The 18557-nt window shown below is 69.1% G+C and carries 20 protein-coding genes and 1 riboswitch; of the genes, 10 read left to right on the top strand and 10 right to left on the bottom strand.

Annotated elements, in window-relative coordinates; translation table 11 throughout:
- The coding region (locus GV007_RS00995; RefSeq protein WP_442960367.1) for a DinB/UmuC family translesion DNA polymerase at positions 1–586 on the top strand (586 nt) is incomplete at its 5' end.
- 27 nt (positions 587–613) lie between these two features.
- Here GV007_RS00995 and GV007_RS00990 read toward each other — a convergent pair.
- The 4 genes from GV007_RS00990 to glgX form a co-directional block, all read right to left on the bottom strand.
- Complete coding sequence (locus GV007_RS00990) at positions 614–934, bottom strand: DUF2277 domain-containing protein (protein ID WP_160070619.1); 321 nt, start codon at positions 932–934, stop codon at positions 614–616.
- A gap of 257 nt (positions 935–1191) precedes the next feature.
- Positions 1192–2982, bottom strand: coding sequence for a malto-oligosyltrehalose trehalohydrolase (gene treZ, locus GV007_RS00985; RefSeq protein WP_160070618.1), 1791 nt, complete (start codon positions 2980–2982; stop codon positions 1192–1194).
- A gap of 47 nt (positions 2983–3029) precedes the next feature.
- Complete coding sequence (treY, locus tag GV007_RS00980; RefSeq protein WP_160070617.1) at positions 3030–5354, bottom strand: malto-oligosyltrehalose synthase; 2325 nt, start codon at positions 5352–5354, stop codon at positions 3030–3032.
- A 46-nt stretch (positions 5355–5400) separates the two neighbouring features.
- A complete protein-coding gene (gene glgX, locus GV007_RS00975; RefSeq protein ID WP_160070616.1) occupies positions 5401–7596 on the bottom strand; it encodes a glycogen debranching protein GlgX in 2196 nt (731 codons plus the stop codon).
- A gap of 139 nt (positions 7597–7735) precedes the next feature.
- On the opposite strand from glgX, the gene GV007_RS00970 reads away from it, so the two are divergent.
- The 5 genes from GV007_RS00970 to GV007_RS00950 all read left to right on the top strand — a co-directional run bounded on the left by GV007_RS00970 (position 7736) and on the right by GV007_RS00950 (position 11877).
- Complete coding sequence (locus tag GV007_RS00970; RefSeq protein ID WP_104298986.1) at positions 7736–8068, top strand: hypothetical protein; 333 nt, start codon at positions 7736–7738, stop codon at positions 8066–8068.
- A 25-nt stretch (positions 8069–8093) separates the two neighbouring features.
- A riboswitch (TPP riboswitch) is annotated at positions 8094–8203 on the top strand.
- Positions 8204–8253: 50 nt separating this feature from the next.
- Positions 8254–8907: an ECF transporter S component gene (locus GV007_RS00965; protein WP_160070615.1), complete on the top strand. Its 654-nt coding sequence runs from the start codon at positions 8254–8256 to the stop codon at positions 8905–8907.
- A 5-nt stretch (positions 8908–8912) separates the two neighbouring features.
- Complete coding sequence (locus GV007_RS00960; protein WP_160070614.1) at positions 8913–10439, top strand: ABC transporter ATP-binding protein; 1527 nt, start codon at positions 8913–8915, stop codon at positions 10437–10439.
- Positions 10436–11308, top strand: a complete 873-nt coding sequence (locus GV007_RS00955) for an energy-coupling factor transporter transmembrane component T family protein (protein WP_160070613.1) — start codon at positions 10436–10438, stop codon at positions 11306–11308. The genes GV007_RS00960 and GV007_RS00955 overlap by 4 nt, the downstream gene beginning before the upstream one ends.
- The gene (locus GV007_RS00950; RefSeq protein WP_236558227.1) at positions 11305–11877 is read left to right on the top strand and encodes an ATP-binding protein; all 573 of its coding nucleotides are present in this window, start codon (positions 11305–11307) and stop codon (positions 11875–11877) included. The genes GV007_RS00955 and GV007_RS00950 overlap by 4 nt, the downstream gene beginning before the upstream one ends.
- A 29-nt stretch (positions 11878–11906) precedes the next feature.
- Here the strand turns inward: GV007_RS00950 and GV007_RS00945 are convergent, their stop codons facing one another.
- Genes GV007_RS00945 through GV007_RS00935 form a run of 3 tightly spaced genes read right to left on the bottom strand, consistent with a single transcriptional unit; the run spans position 11907 to position 13385 of the window.
- Positions 11907–12518, bottom strand: coding sequence for a hypothetical protein (locus GV007_RS00945; RefSeq protein ID WP_160070612.1), 612 nt, complete (start codon positions 12516–12518; stop codon positions 11907–11909).
- Between the two features lie 37 nt (positions 12519–12555).
- A complete protein-coding gene (locus GV007_RS00940; RefSeq protein ID WP_104240722.1) occupies positions 12556–12903 on the bottom strand; it encodes a metallopeptidase family protein in 348 nt (115 codons plus the stop codon).
- A 41-nt stretch (positions 12904–12944) separates the two neighbouring features.
- Positions 12945–13385 carry a cytidine deaminase family protein gene (locus GV007_RS00935; protein ID WP_104240723.1) on the bottom strand — a complete coding sequence of 147 codons (441 nt, stop codon included), beginning with the start codon at positions 13383–13385 and terminating at the stop codon, positions 12945–12947.
- Positions 13386–13457: 72 nt separating this feature from the next.
- On the opposite strand from GV007_RS00935, the gene GV007_RS00930 reads away from it, so the two are divergent.
- From GV007_RS00930 to GV007_RS00920, 3 genes are all read left to right on the top strand, one after another.
- Positions 13458–14225: a class I SAM-dependent methyltransferase gene (locus GV007_RS00930; RefSeq protein ID WP_236558226.1), complete on the top strand. Its 768-nt coding sequence runs from the start codon at positions 13458–13460 to the stop codon at positions 14223–14225.
- A 67-nt stretch (positions 14226–14292) separates the two neighbouring features.
- Entirely contained in the window at positions 14293–14655 is a 363-nt protein-coding gene (locus GV007_RS00925; RefSeq protein ID WP_160070611.1) for a hypothetical protein, read from the top strand.
- A 55-nt stretch (positions 14656–14710) separates the two neighbouring features.
- The gene (locus GV007_RS00920; protein WP_160070610.1) at positions 14711–15316 is read left to right on the top strand and encodes a phosphoribosylanthranilate isomerase; all 606 of its coding nucleotides are present in this window, start codon (positions 14711–14713) and stop codon (positions 15314–15316) included.
- Between the two features lie 115 nt (positions 15317–15431).
- Here GV007_RS00920 and GV007_RS00915 read toward each other — a convergent pair whose 3' ends face one another.
- Entirely contained in the window at positions 15432–16358 is a 927-nt protein-coding gene (locus tag GV007_RS00915) for a LysR family transcriptional regulator (RefSeq protein WP_160070609.1), read from the bottom strand.
- 72 nt (positions 16359–16430) lie between these two features.
- Between GV007_RS00915 and GV007_RS00910 the strand changes: the two genes are divergently transcribed.
- The gene (locus GV007_RS00910; protein ID WP_160070608.1) at positions 16431–17426 is read left to right on the top strand and encodes an EamA family transporter; all 996 of its coding nucleotides are present in this window, start codon (positions 16431–16433) and stop codon (positions 17424–17426) included.
- Positions 17427–17742: 316 nt separating this feature from the next.
- Here GV007_RS00910 and GV007_RS00905 read toward each other — a convergent pair whose 3' ends face one another.
- Both GV007_RS00905 and GV007_RS00900 read right to left on the bottom strand, forming a co-directional pair.
- The gene (locus GV007_RS00905) at positions 17743–18084 is read right to left on the bottom strand and encodes a hypothetical protein (RefSeq protein ID WP_236558225.1); all 342 of its coding nucleotides are present in this window, start codon (positions 18082–18084) and stop codon (positions 17743–17745) included.
- Positions 18085–18142: 58 nt separating this feature from the next.
- Entirely contained in the window at positions 18143–18547 is a 405-nt protein-coding gene (locus GV007_RS00900) for a helix-turn-helix domain-containing protein (RefSeq protein WP_201297533.1), read from the bottom strand.
- Positions 18548–18557 lie beyond the last annotated feature (10 nt).

The following is an 18557-nucleotide window of genomic DNA, read 5'->3' as shown; positions in this document are numbered from 1 at the left end:
GGCGGGCAAGCTGCACGCACTCGCGTGGGGGAGGGACGAGCGGGGAGTCGAGGAGGCGAGCCGTGAGAAGTCGATCAGCCACGAGCAGACTTTCCTGGAGGACGTGACCGACTTCGTCTTCCTGGAGCGCGAGGTGCGGGCTCAGGCGGATGCGGTGGCGACGCGCCTGCGTCGTGCGGGGCTGCAGGCGCGCCAGGTCGGCATCAAGCTGCGCTGGTCCGATTTCTCGACGATCACGCGCTCGCACACGCTCGCCGAGCCCAGCGATGTCGGCCACTCGCTCTACCTCGCCGCGCGGGAGATGCTGCGCGCGGCTCTCGTGCCGCCCAGGCCGGTGCGCCTCATCGGCGTGCGTGCTGAGCGGCTCGTGGAGGCAGGGAGCTCGGGGCAGCTGTCGCTCTTCGGGGCGGAGGAAGACGACGACTGGGAGGCGGCGGAGCGCGCCGTCGACCAGGCGGTCGCCCGCTTCGGGAAGTTCGCGCTTCGACCGGCGTCGCTGCTCGGCCGCGGGGAACGCAGCGACGGCACGGTCGGCATCAGCGAACGCGCGAATCGCAAGCAGGATGAGGCCCCGAACCAGCACTGAGACGGCAGGCCCGTCGGGTGTGCGCGCCTAGGACGCCGCCTTTGCGCCGCTTGTCGTGGTGGCACTGCTTGCCCCGCCCGCTTCCCGGGCCGAGATGCGGGCTTGCACCTCTGGGCGACGCAGCGGCGGCACGGTCTTCGGCGGCTGGCGCCGTTCCGGGAGGTCCTCGAGGAGGTGCTCGGTGATGTGCGCGATCTCGCGGACCGCCTTCTCGAAGGCCTCGCGTGTGCGCGCTGTCGGGTGCGTGATGCCGGAGACCTTGCGCACGTACTGGCGGGCGGCGGCTTCGATCTCGTTGTCGTTCGCGGCTGGTTCGAGCCCGCGCAGCTCTGTGATGTTTCTGCACATGCGCGACAGGGTACGCCGAGGCACTGCGATGACCACGAGAACACCGCCCCGCTCCGGCCTTCCCCGCCCCGGTTCCGGGCTCGGTTCGCGGTCACTGTGTCCAACTTCAGTGCAGATTCCGGCGATTGCTGCGGTTTCTGGTCGGCTGCGTCCGAATGTGCACTGATGTTGGTCAGCGCGGGCCGCCGCCGACTCTGCGGCGCCCCGGGCTCGCGGAGCGGCGTTCCCGCCCGGACCTCCGCGCAGTCGGGCGGGAACTAGCTGACGCGGATGACGGCGGCGCTCTCAGCTGGGAGGCGGAGCGGGACGGCGGACGCGCCCACCGGTGCGCCCGTGACGGTGCCGGAGCTCTGGCCGAGCGTGGCCCGTGCGTCCGTGGAGAAGAGCACCTCGGTGGCTCGGTCGACTCGCAGGTCCCGCTCGTCTGCCGAGAAGTTCACGGCGATGACAAGACCGCCACGCGTGATGACCAGCGTGCCGTCTTCCTGTGACGCCTCGACGCTGCTCGCATCGATCCAGGGCGTGGTGATGTCCGCTTCCCGCCTGCGGAGTGCGATGAGCTCGCGGTAGGTCTCGAGGAGCTGGGCGTGCTCCGGCTTCTCGAGCTCGCTCCAGTCGAGCTTCGACCGCTCGAACGTCGCGACGTCTTGCGGGTTCGGAACGACGGCGGCGTCCCAGCCCATGCGCGCGAACTCGCCGATGCGCCCCTCGGTTGTCGCCTTCGCCAGCTCCGGCTCCGGGTGGGAGGAGAAGAACTGGAAGGGGGTCGTGGCGCCCCACTCCTCGCCCATGAAGAGCATGGGTGTGAAGGGCGCGGTCAGCTCGAGCGTGGCCGCGATGGCCAGCTGGCCGGGGGAGAGCGTCGCCGTGAGGCGGTCGCCGATGGCCCGGTTGCCGATCTGGTCGTGATTCTGCGACGAGACGACGAGCCGCCAGGCGCGCGTGCGAGCCGGAAGGGGGCGACCGTGATGGCGACCTCGGAAGCTCGACAGCGTGCCGTCGTGGAAGAACCCCTTCTCGAGCACCTTCGCGAGGGCATCGAGACCCTCGAAGTCGGCGTAGTAGCCGCTGGTCTCCCCGGTCAGGTTGACGTGCACGGCGTGGTGGAAGTCGTCCGACCACTGGGCGTCGAGTCCGTAGCCGCCTGCCTCGTCTGACGTGATGAGGCGTGGGTTGTTGAGGTCGGACTCGGCGATGAGGGTCAGCGGGCGACCGAGGTGCGCTTCGAGCTCGTCGACGTCCAGGGCCAGCTCCTCGAGGATGTGCACGGCCCGGTCGTCGATGAGGGCGTGGACGGCGTCGAGCCGGAGCCCGTCGACGTGGAAGTCGCGCAGCCACATGGCCACGTTGGCGCGGATGAAGGCGCGAACCTCGTCGGAGTTCTCCCCGTCGAGGTTGACGGTGTCGCCCCACGCCGTGGCGTGGTGATCGGAGAGGTACGGCCCGAACTTGCCCAGGTAGTTGCCGGAAGGGCCGAGGTGGTTGTAGACGACGTCCTGGATGACGCCGATGCCACGCTCGTGGCAGGCCTCGACGAAGCGCTGGTAGGCGGCTGGTCCGCCGTAGCCCTCATGGACGGCGAACCAGTCGACGCCGTCGTAGCCCCAGCCGTGGGTGCCGCTGAAAGCGTTGACGGGCATGACCTCGACGAAGTCGACCCCGAGCTGCTGCAGGTGATCCAGGCGATCGACCGCCGAGTCGAGCGTGCCCTCGGGCGTGAAGGTGCCGATGTGCACCTCGATGATGACGGACCCCGCCAGCGGGCGGCCGGTCCAGTCGCCGTCCACCCACGGGTGCCGGTCGGCGTCGAAGGTGCGCGAGAGGCCGTGCACGCCGTCCGGCTGCCACCGCGAGCGAGGGTCCGGGATGGGGGTCGGGTCGCCGTTGACGAGGTACCCGTAGTCGTGGGTGTCCTCGTCGAGCTCGAGCTCCGTGTCCGGTACCCACCAGTCGCCGTCGGTGCGCCGCATCGGCAGCTCGGTGCCGTCGACGTGCAGGGCTAGCGTCTCGGCGTGTGGTGCCCAGACATCGAAGCGGGAATCGCGCACAGAGAACTCCTTGGTGGGAAGCGAGGTGGTGTGGATGCGGGTGCCGGCTAGGACCTTGCGAGCAGCGCCACGGGGTACTGCTGCAGGAGGGCGGCGAGCGGGACGTCCTTGCCACCCGTGAAGACCGCGGCGGTGAGCTGGTCGATCCATTCGCCCTCGGGGAGGGGGATGGTCGTGCCGATCCATCCGCCGCCTTGCTCGAGGCCGATGGGAAGGCGCGTGCCGATCGTGATGGCCCCGCCCCGCGAGAACGCGAGCGCGTGCTCTGCCGCTGGGCCGTCGGCGGTGATGCCCTCGTACTCGGTGAAGAGCTCCGGTCGGCTGCGGCGCAGGCGCAGGCAGGCCGCGGTCACGAGGAGCTTCGCAGCACCGGAGTCGTCGATCGCGGGGACCGCTCCGTGCAGGATCGCGTCGAGCGCCGCGGTGCGCGACGAGTAGTCGACACTCTGCCGGTTGTCTGGGTCGACGAGCGTGCGCGTCCAGAGCTCCGTGCCCTGGTAGACGTCGGGGATACCCGGCATCGTGAGCTGCACGATCTTCGCGGTCAGCGAGTTCGACCAGCCCGCCTCCTGCGTCTCGGCGACGACGTTCTGGACGACGTTCGACGCGACGGGGTTGTCGAAGACGGCGTCGACGGCCGCGTGCAGCTGCCCCTCGAACGTCTCGTTCGGGTTGGTCCAGCTCGTGTGCAGGTCGGCTTCGCGTGCAGCCTTCTCGAGGTAGTCGGTGAGGCGCTCGCGAGATGCGGGCCACGCGCCGACGATCGCTTGCCAGGTAAGCTGCGCGAACGCGTTGTCGTCGATGGGGGCCACATTCTGGAGCTCGGCGACGCTCTCCGCCCAGAACTCGGGGACCTCGCTGAGGGCGGTTATGCGGGCGCGAGTGTCCTCGCCGCGCTTCGTGTCGTGGGTCGACAGCGTGGTCATGGCGTCTGGCCAGTCGCGGGCCCGTGCGCTCTGGAGCTCGTGGAACCGCTCCGGGGTGATGGAGAAGACGTTGGGGTCGCCGCCGACCTCGTTGAGTGAGGTGAGGCGTGCGTAGCGGTAGAACGAGCGGTCTTCGACGGCCTTCGCCATGATCATGCCGGTGGTCTGCTGCAGGCGCAGCGCGGCCTCGGCTTCTGGTGCCTCGAGGAACGGCAGGACGCGGGCGATCGACGCCGCGAGGTCCGGTCGCTGCTCGGTGGCGGCCTTGGCCGCGTCGGTGAGGTGGTTCGCACCCGTCGGAAGGTAGCTGCGGTACACGCTGAAGTGGGCGGCGATCTCGGCGACGGAGTCCTCGATGAGGTCGTCCTCGAGGCCCGTCGCGCGCAGTTCCCGTGCGATGCGGCGGATCTCGGCGTTCAGGGACACGTCGGCCACGGCGCGCTTCGCCTCGTGGATGAGCTGCTCCCAGTCGACCGGGTCGCCGTCCGCTCCCGCCGCGAGCTCGTCGAGCGGTTCTTCGGCGTCGGCGTCGACGAGGACCCGGTCGATCTGGCCGAGCGCGTCGTAGCCGGTCGTTCCTGCCGTGCGCCAATCGGCGGGCAGTGCCTCGTCGCCCTCGAGGATCTTCTCGACGAGCACATACGCTCCGCGCGTTCGGTCGGCGAGGTGGCGCAGGTAGCCGCCCGGGTCGCGGAGTCCGTCCGGGTGGTCGATCCGGAGCCCGTCGACGAGGCGGTGACGCATCCAGTCGAGGATCTCCGCGTGGGCTTCCTCGAACACGTGCTCGTCTTCGACGCGGATGCCCGCGAGCGAGGTGATGGTGAAGAAGCGGCGGTAGTTGAGGCGGCTGTCGCCTTGGCGCCAGTGGATGAGCTGGTAGTGCTGGTTGTCGAGCACTTCCCGCACCGATGCGCCTTCGGGTGCCGAGCCTTCCGCGAGCGGGTACTCGGTGGAGTGGTAGCGCAGCACGCCGGCCTCGGTGTCGACGGTCACGTTGGCGATCGCGTCGCCTCGCTCCCTGGGCATGTCGTCGTCGCCGACCGTGGGGATGAGGAGCTTGCCGCCGCCCGCCTCCCAGTCGATGTCGAAGGACTCTGCGTGGGCGGCCTGCTGGCCGTGCTTGAGCACATCCCACCACCACGGGTTGTCACGTGGTGTTCCGACTCCCATGTGGTTCGGGACGATGTCGACGAGCACGCCGAGGCCCAGCTCGCGGGCCTTCGCGGAGAACCGCTCGAGCCCCTCGCGCCCGCCACGTTCGTCGTCGACCTTCGAGGGGTCGACGACGTCGTAGCCGTGCGTGCTGCCTGGGGTCGCCTGGAGGATGGGCGAGAGGTACACCCATCCCACGCCGAGCCGCTCCAGGTAGGGAAGCTGCTCGGTGGCGGCGTCGAGGTCGAACTCCGACGTCAGTTGGAATCGGTACGTGCTGGATGGGATCCGCATCATGGTCTCCGTGGCGCGAGGTGCTTCTGAGATGGCTCTGGCTGGGTCAGCTGCCGAGGGGCGGCCGCGTGATGATGGGGATGGGGGTTGTCATCGCGGCGACGGAAGCGGCAACTGAATGGTCTGGCTTCTCGTTGAGCTCCGCTTCGCGCAGGACGACGAGCGAGCGCGGCTCGAGCGGGATGGTTGCTCCCGGCTCGACGGCCTCGAGGTCGGTGTGCATGCCGGAGGTGTCGATGACGATGTCCCAGTGGGAGGTGATCTCGACGCTCGGGATGGTCGCCTCGACGACTGTCTCGCTGGCGTTGAAGTAGACCATGAAGCTCACATCGGTGATCTCCTCGCCCCGCTCGTCGCGCCCGGCGATGGCGTTGCCGTTGAGGAACATGCCCATCGACTTCACGAACTCCGCGTTCCAGTCTTCGGATGCCATCTGCGTGCCGTCGGTCGAGAGCCACACGATGTCGGGCAGCGCGGATCCTTCGGCGCGCTCCTCGACGCGGCCGTTGAAGAAGCGGCGTCGACGGAACGTCGGGTGGTCGGCGCGCAGCTGCGCGACGGCCCGCGTGAACTCGACGAGCGGCTCGTCGGCGTTCTCCCAGTGCACCCAGCTGATCTCGCTGTCCTGCGCGTACGTGTTGTTGTTGCCGTTCTGGGTGCGCCCCAGCTCGTCGCCGTGGAGGAGCATGGGCACGCCCTGGCTGAGCAGCATCGTCGCGATGATGTTGCGCTGCTGCCGGGCGCGCATGGCGTTGATCTCGGGGTCATCGGTCGGGCCCTCGACGCCGAGGTTGTAGGAGCGGTTGTGGCTCTCGCCGTCGTTCCCGTTCTCGCCGTTGGCGTCGTTGTGCTTCTCGTTGTAGGAGACGAGGTCTCTCAGCGTGAAGCCGTCGTGGGCCGTGACGAAGTTGATGGAGGCGAAGGGGCGGCGTCCGGAGTGCTCGTAGAGGTCGGCGGATCCGGTGATGCGGCTCGCGAACTCGCCAAGCGTCGATGGCTCGCCTCGCCAGAAGTCGCGCACGGTGTCGCGGTACTTGCCGTTCCACTCTGTCCACTGCGGTGGGAAGTTGCCGACCTGGTAGCCGCCGGGGCCGACGTCCCACGGCTCGGCGATGAGCTTCACCTGCGAGACCACCGGGTCCTGCTGCACGAGGTCGAAGAAGGTGGACAGCTTGTCGACGTCGTGGAGCTCGCGGGCGAGGGTGGAGGCGAGGTCGAAGCGGAAGCCGTCGACGTGCATCTCGGTGACCCAGTAGCGCAGCGAGTCCATGATGAGCTGCAGCGAGTGCGGGTGGCGCATGTTGAGCGAGTTGCCGGTGCCCGTGTAGTCGGTGTAGTACCGCTTGTCGTCTTCCTCGAGCCGGTAGTAGGCGGCGTTGTCGATGCCGCGGAAGCTGAGGGTCGGGCCGAGGTGGTTGCCTTCTGCCGTGTGGTTGTATACGACGTCGAGGATGACCTCGATGTTGTTGGCGTGCAGCGTGCGCACCATCGACTTGAACTCCTGCACCTGCTGGCCTGCCGTGCCCTGGGAGGCGTAGTCGGCGTGCGGGGCGAGGAACGAGATGGTGTTGTACCCCCAGTAGTTGCGGAGGCCCTTCTCGATGAGGGTGCTGTCCTGCACGAACTGGTGCACGGGCATGAGCTCGATGGCGGTGACGCCGAGCCGCTTGAGGTGCTCCACGATCGCGGGGTGCGCGATGCCGGCGTACGTGCCGCGGATCTCCTCCGGCACGTCCGGGTGCAGCTCGGTGAGGCCCTTGACGTGCGCCTCGTAGATGAGGGACTCGTTGTAGGGGATGCCGGGCTTACGGTCGCCAGCCCAGTCGAAGTAGGGGTTGATGACAACGCCCTTCATCATGTGGGGCGCTGAGTCGAGGTCGTTGAACGAGTCGGGGTCGCCGAAGTTGTAGCTGAAGAGCGACTGGTCCCAGTCGATGTCGCCCGTCGTCGCCTTCGCGTACGGGTCGAGGAGGAGCTTCGCCGGGTTGCAGCGGCTTCCGTTGATCGGGTCGTAGTCGCCGTGCATCCGGTAGCCGTACTGCTGGCCTGGCTGCACGTGAGGGAGGTAGGCATGCCAGACGTGCGCGTCCTGCTCGTGGAGCCTCACCCGCTCCTCGTTGCCGTCGTCATCGAAGAGGCACAGCTCGACCTTGTGGGCGGCCTCGCTGAAGATCGCGAAGTTGGTGCCACTTCCATCGAACGTCGCTCCGAGGGGGTAGGCATTTCCGGGCCACGTTTTCATGCACGCTCCTATTGCTTCATCGAAGAACATCGCGTGTGGATGCAGGCACTAAAGCTACCAAAGGGTGGGAGCGCTCTCGCCCGCAAGCACACAGGACTTCTCCTGGTTGGCAGGCATGTCGACGACCTACGCTGGCCGCATGACGAACCTCACACAGAACCTCACGGACTCGGTCAAGAAGCTCGGCGTCACACTCGCCTATGGCGAGAAGGTGGAACTCGGCAAGTCCACGATCCTTCCGGTCGCTCTCGTCTCGTACGGCTACGGCGGTGGTGAGAGCACTGAGGAGGGTCAGGAGAACTCGTCGGGCGGCGGTGGCGGCGGGATGGCCGTGCCGGTCGGCGCGTACGTCGATGACGAGTTCGGCACGAGCTTCCGTCCGAACATCATCACGCTGCTCGTCGTGTCGATTCCGCTGGTGTGGACGGTCGGGCACGCCCTCCCGCGACTCATCAAGGCGCTCAAGAAGTAGCTCCGGCCGCGGTACGGCCTATACTCGGGGTGTTCACGGGAGTCCGGTAGTCCGGGCTGAGAGGAAGGCTCAAGCCTTCGACCGTCAAACCTGATCTGGGTAATGCCAGCGCAGGGAGGCACATCTCCGAGCAGGGTCGCCCACGGCTCTGCGCCCGTGCACTTTCACTCGAAAGGGCACACAGCATGACAACTTCCTCGACTCCATCTCCGACTGCGGCAGCGCAGGTTCCGGCTCAGGCGAAGGCGCCGAAGAGCCGCTTCCGCTGGCGGGTCATCGACATCGTCACGGCGGCCGTTCTCGGTGTCGCGACGGGCCTCATCTTCATCTTCTGGAACAGCGTCGGCTACGCCTGGTTCGTGGCGATGGATGCGTTCACTCCGGGGATCGGCGGCATAGCGGTCGGCATCTGGCTGCTCGGCGGCGTGCTGGGCGGGCTCATCATCCGCAAGCCGGGGGCTGCGCTCTTCGTCGAGGTGCTCGCGGCGTGCGTCTCCATGCTGCTCGGCAGCCAGTGGTCGATCGAGACCGTCTACTCGGGTATCGCGCAGGGCCTCGGTGCCGAGCTCATCTTCGCGCTGTTCCTCTACAGGCGCTTCGGTCTGAGCGTCGCGATGCTCGCGGGCGCGGGTGCTGCCGTCGCCGCGTGGGTGCTCGAGCTGTTCCTCAGCGCGAACATCGAGAAGGGCCCCGAGTTCCTGACGATCTACCTGGTCGCTGTCGTGGTCTCCGGTGCGGTGCTGGCGGGAGTCGTCGGCTGGCTGCTCACGCGAGCGCTCGCCGCGACGGGCGCGCTGAACCGCTTCGCGGCGGGCAGAAGCGCGAAGCGAATCGGCTAGCGCTCGTGGGCGCGAGAGTCGAGGCGAGGGGGTGGGGCTGGCGCCACGCCGACCGGGCGAAGCTGGCGGTCAGCCAGCTCGACCTGACGATCGAGCCCGGAGAAGCTGTGCTGCTGCTCGGGCCGTCGGGGGCGGGCAAGTCGACGCTCCTGGCGGCTCTTGCCGGGGTGCTCGGCGACCACGAGGACGACGGGCAGGAGCTCGGCTCGCTGCTGGTCGACGGCAGGCATCCGACGGATGCCCGCGGCGCGGTGGGGCTGGTCCTGCAGGATCCGCAGGCGAACACGGTGCTCGCCCGCATCGGCGACGACATCGCCTTCGGCTGCGAGAACCTCGGTGTGCCGCGCGCCGAGACCTGGGTTCGGGTGCGCGAGGCGCTCGACGCCGTCGGGCTGCGGATGCCGCTCGACCGCTCGACCGCGCAGCTGTCCGGCGGTGAGCGCCAGCGCCTCGCGATCGCGGGCGTGCTCGCGATGCGGCCGAACCTCATCCTGCTCGACGAGCCGACCGCGAACCTCGACCCGGCCGGTGTCGAGGAGGTTCGCGAGGCCGTCGTGCGTGCCGCCGAGGTCACCGGCGCGACGCTCATCGTCATCGAGCATCGGGTGGATGTGTGGCGTTCGAGCGTCGACCGGGTCGTCGTGCTCGGCACTGAGCAGCACCTGCTCGCAGACGGTGCCCCTGACGTGATCCTGGAGGAGCAGCGGGAGTCGCTCCTCGCGGCGGGTGTGTGGATAGGCGGCCACGAACCCACGGTTCCCCGGGGCGAGCGCGCCCCGGGCGAGGACCTGCTCGTCGCCGACGGCCTGGGGTTCGGGCGTGCCGACTATCCGCTGCACACGCAGTTCGGCGCGACGCTGCGGGCGGGGGAATCGACGGTGGTGCTCGGGCCCAACGGCGCGGGCAAGACGACGCTGGCGCTGACGCTCGCTGGCCTGCTCAAGCCGGTCGCGGGCGACGTGCGTGCGAGCAGCGCCCTGCGGGAAGCTGGCGAAGACGCTGACCGTCGACGTGCTGGCTGGGCGCTCGGCAGGTTCCGCGCTGCGGGCCCGGTCGGCCCGCATCCTTCTGCCTGGCGTTCCCGTCAGCTGCTGACGAGGATCGGCACGGTCTTCCAGCAGCCCGAGCACCAGTTCGTCGCCGGCACGGTGCGGCGCGAGCTCGAGGTGGGACCGGATGCGGTGGGGCGGGGCAGACGCGAGACGAGCGAACGCGTCGACGAGCTGCTCGCGGCGCTGCGCCTCTCGCACCTCGCGGAAGCGCACCCCTTCACGCTCTCCGGCGGTGAGCAGCGTCGGCTGTCCGTCGCGACGGTCCTCGCGACAGCGCCTCGGGTGCTCATCTTCGACGAGCCCACCTTCGGGCAGGACCGCAGGACCTGGACGGAGCTCGTCACGATCATGTCTCGCCTCGTCTCCGAGGGGCACTCGCTGGTCTCCGTGACCCACGACGAGCAGCTCGTGCGTGTGCTCGGCGACCAGCGCATCCGCATCGAAGCCCACGACCGCAAGAATGAGAAGGTGCCAGCATGAGCGGCAGCGGCGCGGGCGTCGCCTCGGCGGGTTCCCGCCCGGCATGGTCGGCAAGGTCGCCCCAGGTCGACGCCGACGGCGTGCCGCTCGAGGTGCTCCCCGTCGGCGGACGGTTCCTCGACCGCGTGAACCCGGTCACGCCGTTCCTGGCGGCGGTGCTGTACTCGATACCCCTGCTGACGACGCTCGACGTCGTCTCGGCGGCCGTCGCGCTGACGCTCTCGCTCCTCGCCTTCGGCGTCGCCGGCGTGCGCCCCATGGAGGTCCTGCGATCGAGCTGGATCCTCCTCATCGCCGCCCCCGTCTCCGCCACGAGCATGCTGCTGTACGCCAAGCCCGGCGGGGCGAGCTACGGGCAGTTCCTCTACGCGAACATCACCGACAACTCCATCCAGCTCGCGATCGCCGTCGGCGTGCGCGTGCTCGCGATCGGCGTGCCGACGCTCGTCGCGTTGAGCCGCATCGACCCGACCCGCCTCGCCGACGGCCTCGCGCAGGTCGCGCACCTCCCGGCGAGGTTCGTGGTGTCGGCGCTCGCGGGCATCCGCCTCTTCGCCGTGTTCCGCGACGACTGGACGGCGATGAGCCAGGCGCGCCGCGCTCGCGGTCTCGGCGACTCCGGTGCCATCCGACGGTTCATGACGATGGCGTTCGCGCTGCTGGCCCTCGCGCTGCGACGGGCAGGGACACTCGCGACCGTCATGGAGGCTCGCGGCTTCGGCGCTGAGGACATCACGCGGACGTGGGCTCGCCCCTCACGTCTCGGCTGGCGAGACCTCGTTCTCGTGCTTGCGGCGGTGGTGATCGCCGGCGCGGCCATCGGTGTGGCCGTCGCGGCGGGGTCGTACCGGCTCGTGGGCAGCGCGTGAGCAGGGTCGCGGCGCTGCTGGACCGCGTGCTGGTGGACGCCCGCGGGTCGCGCCCGGTTGTGCTCATCGACGGCGGTTCGGGCTCGGGCAAGACGACGCTCGCGGGGGAGCTGCTGGCGGAGTTTCGGGCGCGCGGCTTCGAGAGCGCGCAGCTGGTGTCCCTCGACGACGCCTACCCGGGCTGGGGTGGCCTCGCTGCCGCCTCGCAGGCGGTGCACCGCGACATGCTGAGTCCCGAGCAGCCGGAATCCCAGCACCGCCCCGGCTATGAGAGCTGGGATTGGGCGGCGGATGCGCCCGGTCCGTGGCGGGACCTCGACGGCTCCGCGCCGCTCATCGTCGAGGGCTGCGGTTCGCTGTCGCACGAGAGCGCGCCGCTCGCGACGACGAGCGTGTGGATAGAGCTCGACGAGGCCCACCGGAAGCCGCGGGCGCTCTCGCGTCCTGCAGATGTCGGCGTCTTCGAAGAGTTCTGGGAGATGTGGGCGGCTCAAGAGCGCGAGCATTTGCGACGCAATGCGCCGTTCCTGCTCGCCGACGTCATCATCGAGGCCGCGCCCGGCGCGTGACGGGGTTTTTGCGGCGTCGCGAGGCGCCGTCAGCGCGGGCCGGTGCCCGCCTGGTCTGAGCTCTGCTGGCGGCGAGCGCGCACGTAGCGCACGGTGAAGATCACTGCGATGACCAGCCCCACCAGCGCTGCGAGCAGCCAGGTGCTACCGACGATGAGGCCGTAGACGGCATCGTCGTAGTCGATGCTGGTGCCGGGACCGGCGTCGAGGGAGAGGTCGGTGCCGATGCTGTCGGCGACCGGCCGCAGCAGGAGACCGGCGAGCGCGCCGACACCCGTCGCGAGGGGGATCGCAAATGCCCACCCCCAGAGCACGGAGCCGAACGTCGGACCGGCCGCGCCTGGTGTGCGACGAGCAGCCTGGATGCTCCGCGACCCGAGCAGGATCAGCACGACGAGGCCGGCACCTGCCGAGACGAACATCGCCCAGAAAGCGAACGCGGAGAGAAGCGTCTGCCCGGCCTCGACGAGCGGTGGGATGGGCCCGACGGTGTCGACCGTGATGCTCGCGGCAGCAAGCGCCGAGAGCAGACCGGTCACGGCCATCCACAGTGCGAAAGCTGGTGCCGCCAGGACGAGGACGATTCCCCAGAGGAGGCGTCCTGGCCGGAGGGGCCCGCGGGCTGGTGGCGTCTGCTGCATCCGGGAAGCGTATCGGGGACGCGCGACTCGGGAGGCTCTACGCCCAGCCCAGCTCGTGGAGCTGCGCGTCGTCGATGCCGTAGAAGTGGGCGATCTCGTGCACGAGCGTCGTATGCACCTCGTCGCGGAGGGTCTCCTCGTCGTCGCAGATCGACAGGAGCGGTTCGCGGAACAGCACGATGCGGTCGGGCAGCTCGCCGAAGCCGTACTGACCGCGATCCGTGAGCGCGAATCCCTCGTAGACACCGAGCAGGTCGAGCGAGCCGTCCTCGGGCCGGTCCTCGACGACGAAGATCACGTTGTCGAGGCCGTCGACCATCTCGTCCGGCAGCTCGTCGAGCTCGTCGACGACCAGGGCCTCGAAGTTCTCCCGCGACATCTCCATCCGCTCATTGTGTCGCAGGGCGGCTGGACGGGGACCGGCGGCTAGACCTGCGCTGAGGCGTGGTCGTAGGCGAGGGGCAGGAGTTCGCGTGCGATCACGCTGATCAGGCCGTCGGGCCCGGGCAGGATCACCCGTATGTCGGGGTAGTGGTCGGCGAGCACCTGGCGGTCACGCCCGCAAGGGCTCATGACCCCGCGGCCGTGGTTCGCGACGGCGACGATGTGCGTCAGCTCGAGGGCACCAGCGGCGCGGGCCGAGCCGAGCGCCACCAGCTCGGCGCAGGGTCCGCCCGTGAAATGGTGCAGGTTCACGCCGACGTGCACCCGGCCGTCCGCCGCGCGCACGGCAGCCCCTACCGTGTGGATGCCGTCCTCATCCGGCCCAGCATCCGTTGTCGCATCGATCGTGGATCGGGCGGCTTCGACGAGCTCGAGTTCGCCTTCCGAGACGGGCCGGGCGGATGCGAGTTCGAAAGCGGTCATGACGTGAGCCTACGAGGTGTCCTCGAGAGGGTCTCCTGGCTCGATGCTGGCGCTCCTCGCTAGGGTGCCCCTGTGACCGATGACGAATGCTCCCGCCCGCAGGAATGGCGAGCTGCGCACGCCGCCGCCATGGTCGGCTGGGACTTCTCCGTCCTGGACGGGCGCATGACCGCCGACGAACCCCACTGGGACTTCACCGCCGAGTGCCGTGCCGCGATGGCGTCTGCCACGCGGGTCGCCGACCTCGGCACGGGAGGCGGCGAGCGGCTCATCGAGCTCATCGGCGACCTCGGTGCCGCCGCGGAGTCCCTCTCCATCGCGGCAACCGAGGGGTGGGAGCCGAATATCGAGATCGCGAGGCGGAACCTGGCGCCGTTCGGTGTTGGCGTGCACCGGTACGACTCCGAGGCGGGTGACTCCCTGCCGTTCGAAGACGCGTCGCTGGACCTCGTCGTGTGCCGCCACGAGTCCTTCGACGCCGGGGAAGTCGCCCGTGTGCTCGCCCCGGGCGGGCGGTTCCTGACCCAGCAGGTTGACGGACGGGAAGCGCACGAGCTCCGAGAGTGGTTCGGCGGCGACCCGCTGCACGACGACGTGACGCTGGCGAACGCGAGCAGCGAGGTGGCAGCCGCCGGGCTCCGCATCGAGCTCGCCGACGAGTGGGCTGGGCGGATGACGTTCGCGGATGCACGTGCGCTGGTCGAGTACATGGCCCTGGTGCCATGGGATGTCCCAGGCTTCGAGGTCGACGCCAACATCAGCACGCTGCGTCGCCTGGACGCGGCGCGGCCGATCATCGTCACGCAGCGGCGGTTCCGACTGGCCGCAGTGCGCGACTGAGCTGCTCGACGCGCCGGAGCGTCCGCGCTCGCTGGCGTGGTGCGGCGCGGCCCGCGAGAATAGGGCCATGATCGACGTCTTCGGGGAGACCCTGACCCATGAGACGGTCGCGCGGTTCGCCTTCTGGGGCATGGTCATCGGCGTCGGAATCGCGCTGCGCATCGTCCGATCCGTGCGGCCGCGCCTGCTCAACCGCACGCGCTGGGGAGTGCTGGCCGCCGCCATCCTCCTGCTCCTCGTCGCTCTGAGCATCGTGAGCCTGTCCGCCTCCGTCGTCCTCTCAGTGGTGTCGAGCTTCCTGCTCGTCGCGCTGGGGGCAGCCGGCGCCGGTGCCCTCGTCGCGCTCGCGATCTTCTCCCTGCTCGAGTTCATCGCGCCCAAGCGGCGTCGCGACCTGGTTGCGGCACCCGCGGGCGCTCCGCAGCGCTGACACCTCACGGAGGAGCGAGGCGACCTCTCCTGCATCCACGCCCTATGATGCTCGCGTGTACGTCAAAGTGTGTGGCCTGGATTCTGTCGAGTCAGCGGCGGTTGCCGTCGAGAGCGGAGCCGACGCGGTCGGCATCGTGATGAGCCGCACGAGCCCGCGCAGGCGTTCCGCGGAGGAGGCCGGGAAGATCTTCGGTTCCGTTGCCGCTGGCGTCGATCGGGTGCTGGTCGTGCACGACATGCCGGCCACGGACGCCGCCGAGATCGCGGGAGCGGTCGGTGCGAACGTGCTGCAGCTGCACGGCTCCTACTCGGGCGATGAGGTTCGAGCTGCCGGCACGATCTTCCCGCGGATCTGGCGAGCCACCTCGCTCGCCGACGACCCTGAGCTGCGCGTCGGGGCGTTCGGTGAGGAACTCCTGCTGCTGGATGCGCCGAAGCCGGGGTCTGGCGAGCGCTGGGACCTCTCGGAGCTCGTCCGTCGTCGCCCTCAGGGGCGCTGGCTGCTGGCAGGCGGCCTGCACCCGGGGAATGTGGCCGAGGCGATCGGCGAGGCGGAGCCCTGGGGCGTCGACGTGTCGAGCGGGGTCGAGTCGAGCCCGGGCGTCAAGGACCACGCCCGGATTCGCGCCTTCGCGGAGTCCGCGAAGCGCGCCGGCTGACCGTTGAAGCACGCCGGCTGACGGCTCGTGCCCGATCTGCTGTCCAACTTGCGTGATGAAAGCCACCTCTGTCGCCGCATCCAGCATGCACTTGGGGTCCGATCACTAGAGCTGGTCAGGGACGCGGTGGGTCGACCTCCGCGAACTCCGCCTCCAGGTCGGCGCCCGCGGCGGTGAGGTGGTCGAGGACGGTTCGCACGGCGAAGCGCGCCTGACGGTCTGGACGGGCGATGGCGACGATGCTGCGCACGGACCGCACGCCGTCGAGCGGGCGCAGCACCACCCCCGGGCGCGGGCGAGTCGTGAAGCGCGGCAGCAGCGCGAGCCCCGTGCCAGTCGCGACGAGCGCTTCAACGAGTCGGTTGTCGCGGAGCCGCTGCACTCGATCGAGGTTGGTGCTCGTGGCGTTCTCGACGGCGATCAGGATGCTGTCGAACGGGTAACCGACGGGCACACCCACCCAGGTGGTGCCGAGCAGATCGCCAGGGACGAGGTAGTCGAGGTGCGCCAGCGGATGCTCGGACGGCAGGGCGACGTCGATCGGCTCCCGGGCGAGGACTCGCGTGTGCAGGTGCTCTGCCCCGCGCGGGACGTCTCCCGTGAGGCTGTGCCCGATGACGATGTCGGCGTCGAGGGTTCGCGCTGCGTACTCGGACTCGGCGAGGTCGAAGTCGTCGAGGTCGAGCTGGATCGCCGACCCCGCCGTGCGGCGGAGCAGGCCGGGGACAAGCGCCTCGCTGGCGCTCGGGAGCGCGCCGATCGAGACGGTGCCGCTCGGCTCGCCGAGGCTCGCCTCGAGCTTCGCCTGCACCTCGGCGAGCGCCCGGCCCACGTCGTCGGCGCCGTCGGCGAGGATCCTCCCGGCAGCGGTGAGGCGCAGCCCTCGGGAGAACGGCTCGACGAGGCTCGCGCCGACCTCCCGCTCTGCGGTCCTCAGCTGCTGCGAGAGGGCGGAGGGGGTACGGTGCGTGGCCTCGGCAACCGCCGCGAGAGTGCCCCGCAGCGACAGCTCACGGAGCAGCTCGAGGTGACGGAATTCCATGTAGGGAGCCTACAGTTACCGGTCACGGATCATCACTGGTGCTTCAGGGTGAGCGCGCCGCACACTGATCCCGTGCCTCCTCGTCATGTCGCCCTCGCCTGCCTCGTCGCAGTCCTCTGGGGCGTGAACTTCCTCGCCATCCACGCCTCGCTCGAGCAGTTCCCGCCGTTCTTCCTCATCGCCCTGCGCTTCGGGCTGCTCGCGATCCCGACGATCCTGTTCATCCCGCGCCCGAACGTGAAGCTGCGGTGGCTCGTCGGGTACGGGCTCGGCTTCGGCACCCTGCAGTTCGTCGGGCTCTACCTCGGTATGGCGGCGGGCTTCCCCACGGGGCTCGCGTCGCTCGTGCTGCAGATGTCGGCGCCGTTCACCGTGCTGCTCGGCGCGATCTTCCTCCGCGAGAAGCTCACGACGCGTCGAGTCATCGGCATCGCGGTCGCGGTCGCCGGCCTGCTGCTGGTCGGCGTCGCCCGGGGTGGCGCCGGAAGCTGGTGGCCGTTTGTGCTCGTGGTGATCGGCGCGTTCGGCTGGGCCATCGGCAACATCTCGAGCCGACTCGCCGAACCGCCGAAGCCCCTGCACCTGACGATGTGGATGGCCGTGGTGCCTCCCATCCCCATGCTCGCCGTCTCGCTGCTCGTGGAGGGGCCGGAACAGATCTGGGCGTCGCTCGCGACGGCGTGGACTGTTGCCGCGGTTCCCGCCTGGGTTGGGCTCGTCTACACGATCGTGCTCGGCACGGTTCTCGGCTCCGGCATCTGGGTGTGGCTCATGAAGCGCCACCCGGCGGGCGTCGTCGCACCGTTCTCGATGCTCGTCCCCGTGGTCGGCATCTCGACAGCGTGGCTCGTGCTGGGGGAGCGGCCCGGCCCGCTCGAGCTCGTCGGCGGCGCGATCGTGCTCTTCGGGGTCCTCTGGGCGAGCCGCATGCCAGCCGCAGCGCTCGTGCCGGCCCCGGATCCCGGCATCCCGGAGCCACCCGTCGCCGAATCGCCGCTGACTGAGCCGCCTCCTCCTGAATCGCCTCTCCCAGACTCACCAAAACTCGAGGCCCCCGCGCCTCGCTAGAAGCACGCGGGAGGCGCAGATTCCCGGCACTGGGAACCTGCGCCTCTCGCGTGGATGCGGCCGGACTGTCTTCGCACAGACCCGGCCCAACGACGAAGGCCCCGAGTTCCCCAGCACTTGCAAGTGCAGGGAACTCGGGGCCTTCCAACATGGGGTGAGTAACGGGGCTTGAACCCGTTCGAGTCGTGCGCCACGTTGCTGCTCAAGGGGCGCATCGCCCGATTTTCTGCCGACTGCGACCTGTCCGATTCGCCCATTCAAGCTGGATGGCGCTCGATCGTGGGCAAAACGTGGGCACGCCACCCGGGGAGGAGGGTCACTCTTCGGAGCCGGGAGCGATCTCGGGCAACGTGATCACGCTGCCCTGAGCGGCCGCAGTCGTCAGGACGTTCAGGCGAGCAAAGTCATAGAGAATTTCCCCGACGATGGTTGCCGCAGCGCTCTGGACTTCGCGCGTGAAATCATCGTTGTCCAGGTCGATCGCTTCGGGGAAGCTCAAGGGGATCACAACATGCGCCATGTACAGCATGCCGTCCTCGATCAAGATCAAGAGTCCACCGATACCGAGCTCAGCCGCCTCCGAGTCGACCATCATGCCGACCGTCCACGTGGCTTCGCCCGAGACGAAGTTCGCGGGGCGATCTTCTGGCTCGGGCATCGCGCTCGTGGCCAGGACTCGGATTCCGCCGAACCCGAACGGCAAGCGCCACTCCAACTTAGCCATGCTTTGCCAGCACCCGCGTAGTTTGAGGGTTGCGCATTCGGCCCGCGCGACCCGTAACGTCGCCGTACGTTGTGACGTTCGACACCGATGCCTCGCGGCCTCGCCAGCGCACCTGAGCGGCGTACTCGGGCGTGACGATATGCTGGACGAGCGCCCCGATAGCATGCGAATATCGACGAAGCGTTGACAGGTGAAGGTCTCGCTCACCGCCCTCAATCCTTGCCACTGCGCTTTGAGATATACCCATCGCTGCCGCAATCTGTGCCTGAGTCTTGTCAGCCCTGACGCGGGCCTTGATCAGCTCAGCGAGCAGTCGCTTGTCCGCCTGGACGAGCTCATCTGCCAGCCGGTCGCTCACGCTGTCCTGATCAATACCCAGAAGTTCGTTGATGTTCACGTTGCCCTCC

Origin of the sequence: Pseudoclavibacter sp. 8L (genome assembly GCF_902506465.1) — a bacterium.
Lineage (GTDB): Bacteria > Actinomycetota > Actinomycetes > Actinomycetales > Microbacteriaceae > Pseudoclavibacter.
This window is presented reverse-complemented; position numbering and strand designations above follow the sequence as displayed.

Coding starts and splice junctions, on each gene's coding strand:
- GV007_RS00940 (WP_104240722.1), bottom strand. CDS start 12,903: ATGGAGATGTCGCGGGAGAACTTCGAGGCCCTGGTCGTCGACGAGCTC.
- GV007_RS00905 (WP_236558225.1), bottom strand. CDS start 18,084: ATGCCCGAGCCAGAAGATCGCCCCGCGAACTTCGTCTCGGGCGAAGCC.
- GV007_RS00955 (WP_160070613.1), top strand. CDS start 10,436: ATGAGCGGCAGCGGCGCGGGCGTCGCCTCGGCGGGTTCCCGCCCGGCA.
- glgX (WP_160070616.1), bottom strand. CDS start 7,596: ATGAAAACGTGGCCCGGAAATGCCTACCCCCTCGGAGCGACGTTCGAT.
- GV007_RS00965 (WP_160070615.1), top strand. CDS start 8,254: ATGACAACTTCCTCGACTCCATCTCCGACTGCGGCAGCGCAGGTTCCG.
- GV007_RS00990 (WP_160070619.1), bottom strand. CDS start 934: ATGTGCAGAAACATCACAGAGCTGCGCGGGCTCGAACCAGCCGCGAAC.
- GV007_RS00970 (WP_104298986.1), top strand. CDS start 7,736: ATGACGAACCTCACACAGAACCTCACGGACTCGGTCAAGAAGCTCGGC.
- treY (WP_160070617.1), bottom strand. CDS start 5,354: ATGCGGATCCCATCCAGCACGTACCGATTCCAACTGACGTCGGAGTTC.
- GV007_RS00925 (WP_160070611.1), top strand. CDS start 14,293: ATGATCGACGTCTTCGGGGAGACCCTGACCCATGAGACGGTCGCGCGG.
- GV007_RS00945 (WP_160070612.1), bottom strand. CDS start 12,518: ATGCAGCAGACGCCACCAGCCCGCGGGCCCCTCCGGCCAGGACGCCTC.
- GV007_RS00935 (WP_104240723.1), bottom strand. CDS start 13,385: ATGACCGCTTTCGAACTCGCATCCGCCCGGCCCGTCTCGGAAGGCGAA.
- GV007_RS00915 (WP_160070609.1), bottom strand. CDS start 16,358: ATGGAATTCCGTCACCTCGAGCTGCTCCGTGAGCTGTCGCTGCGGGGC.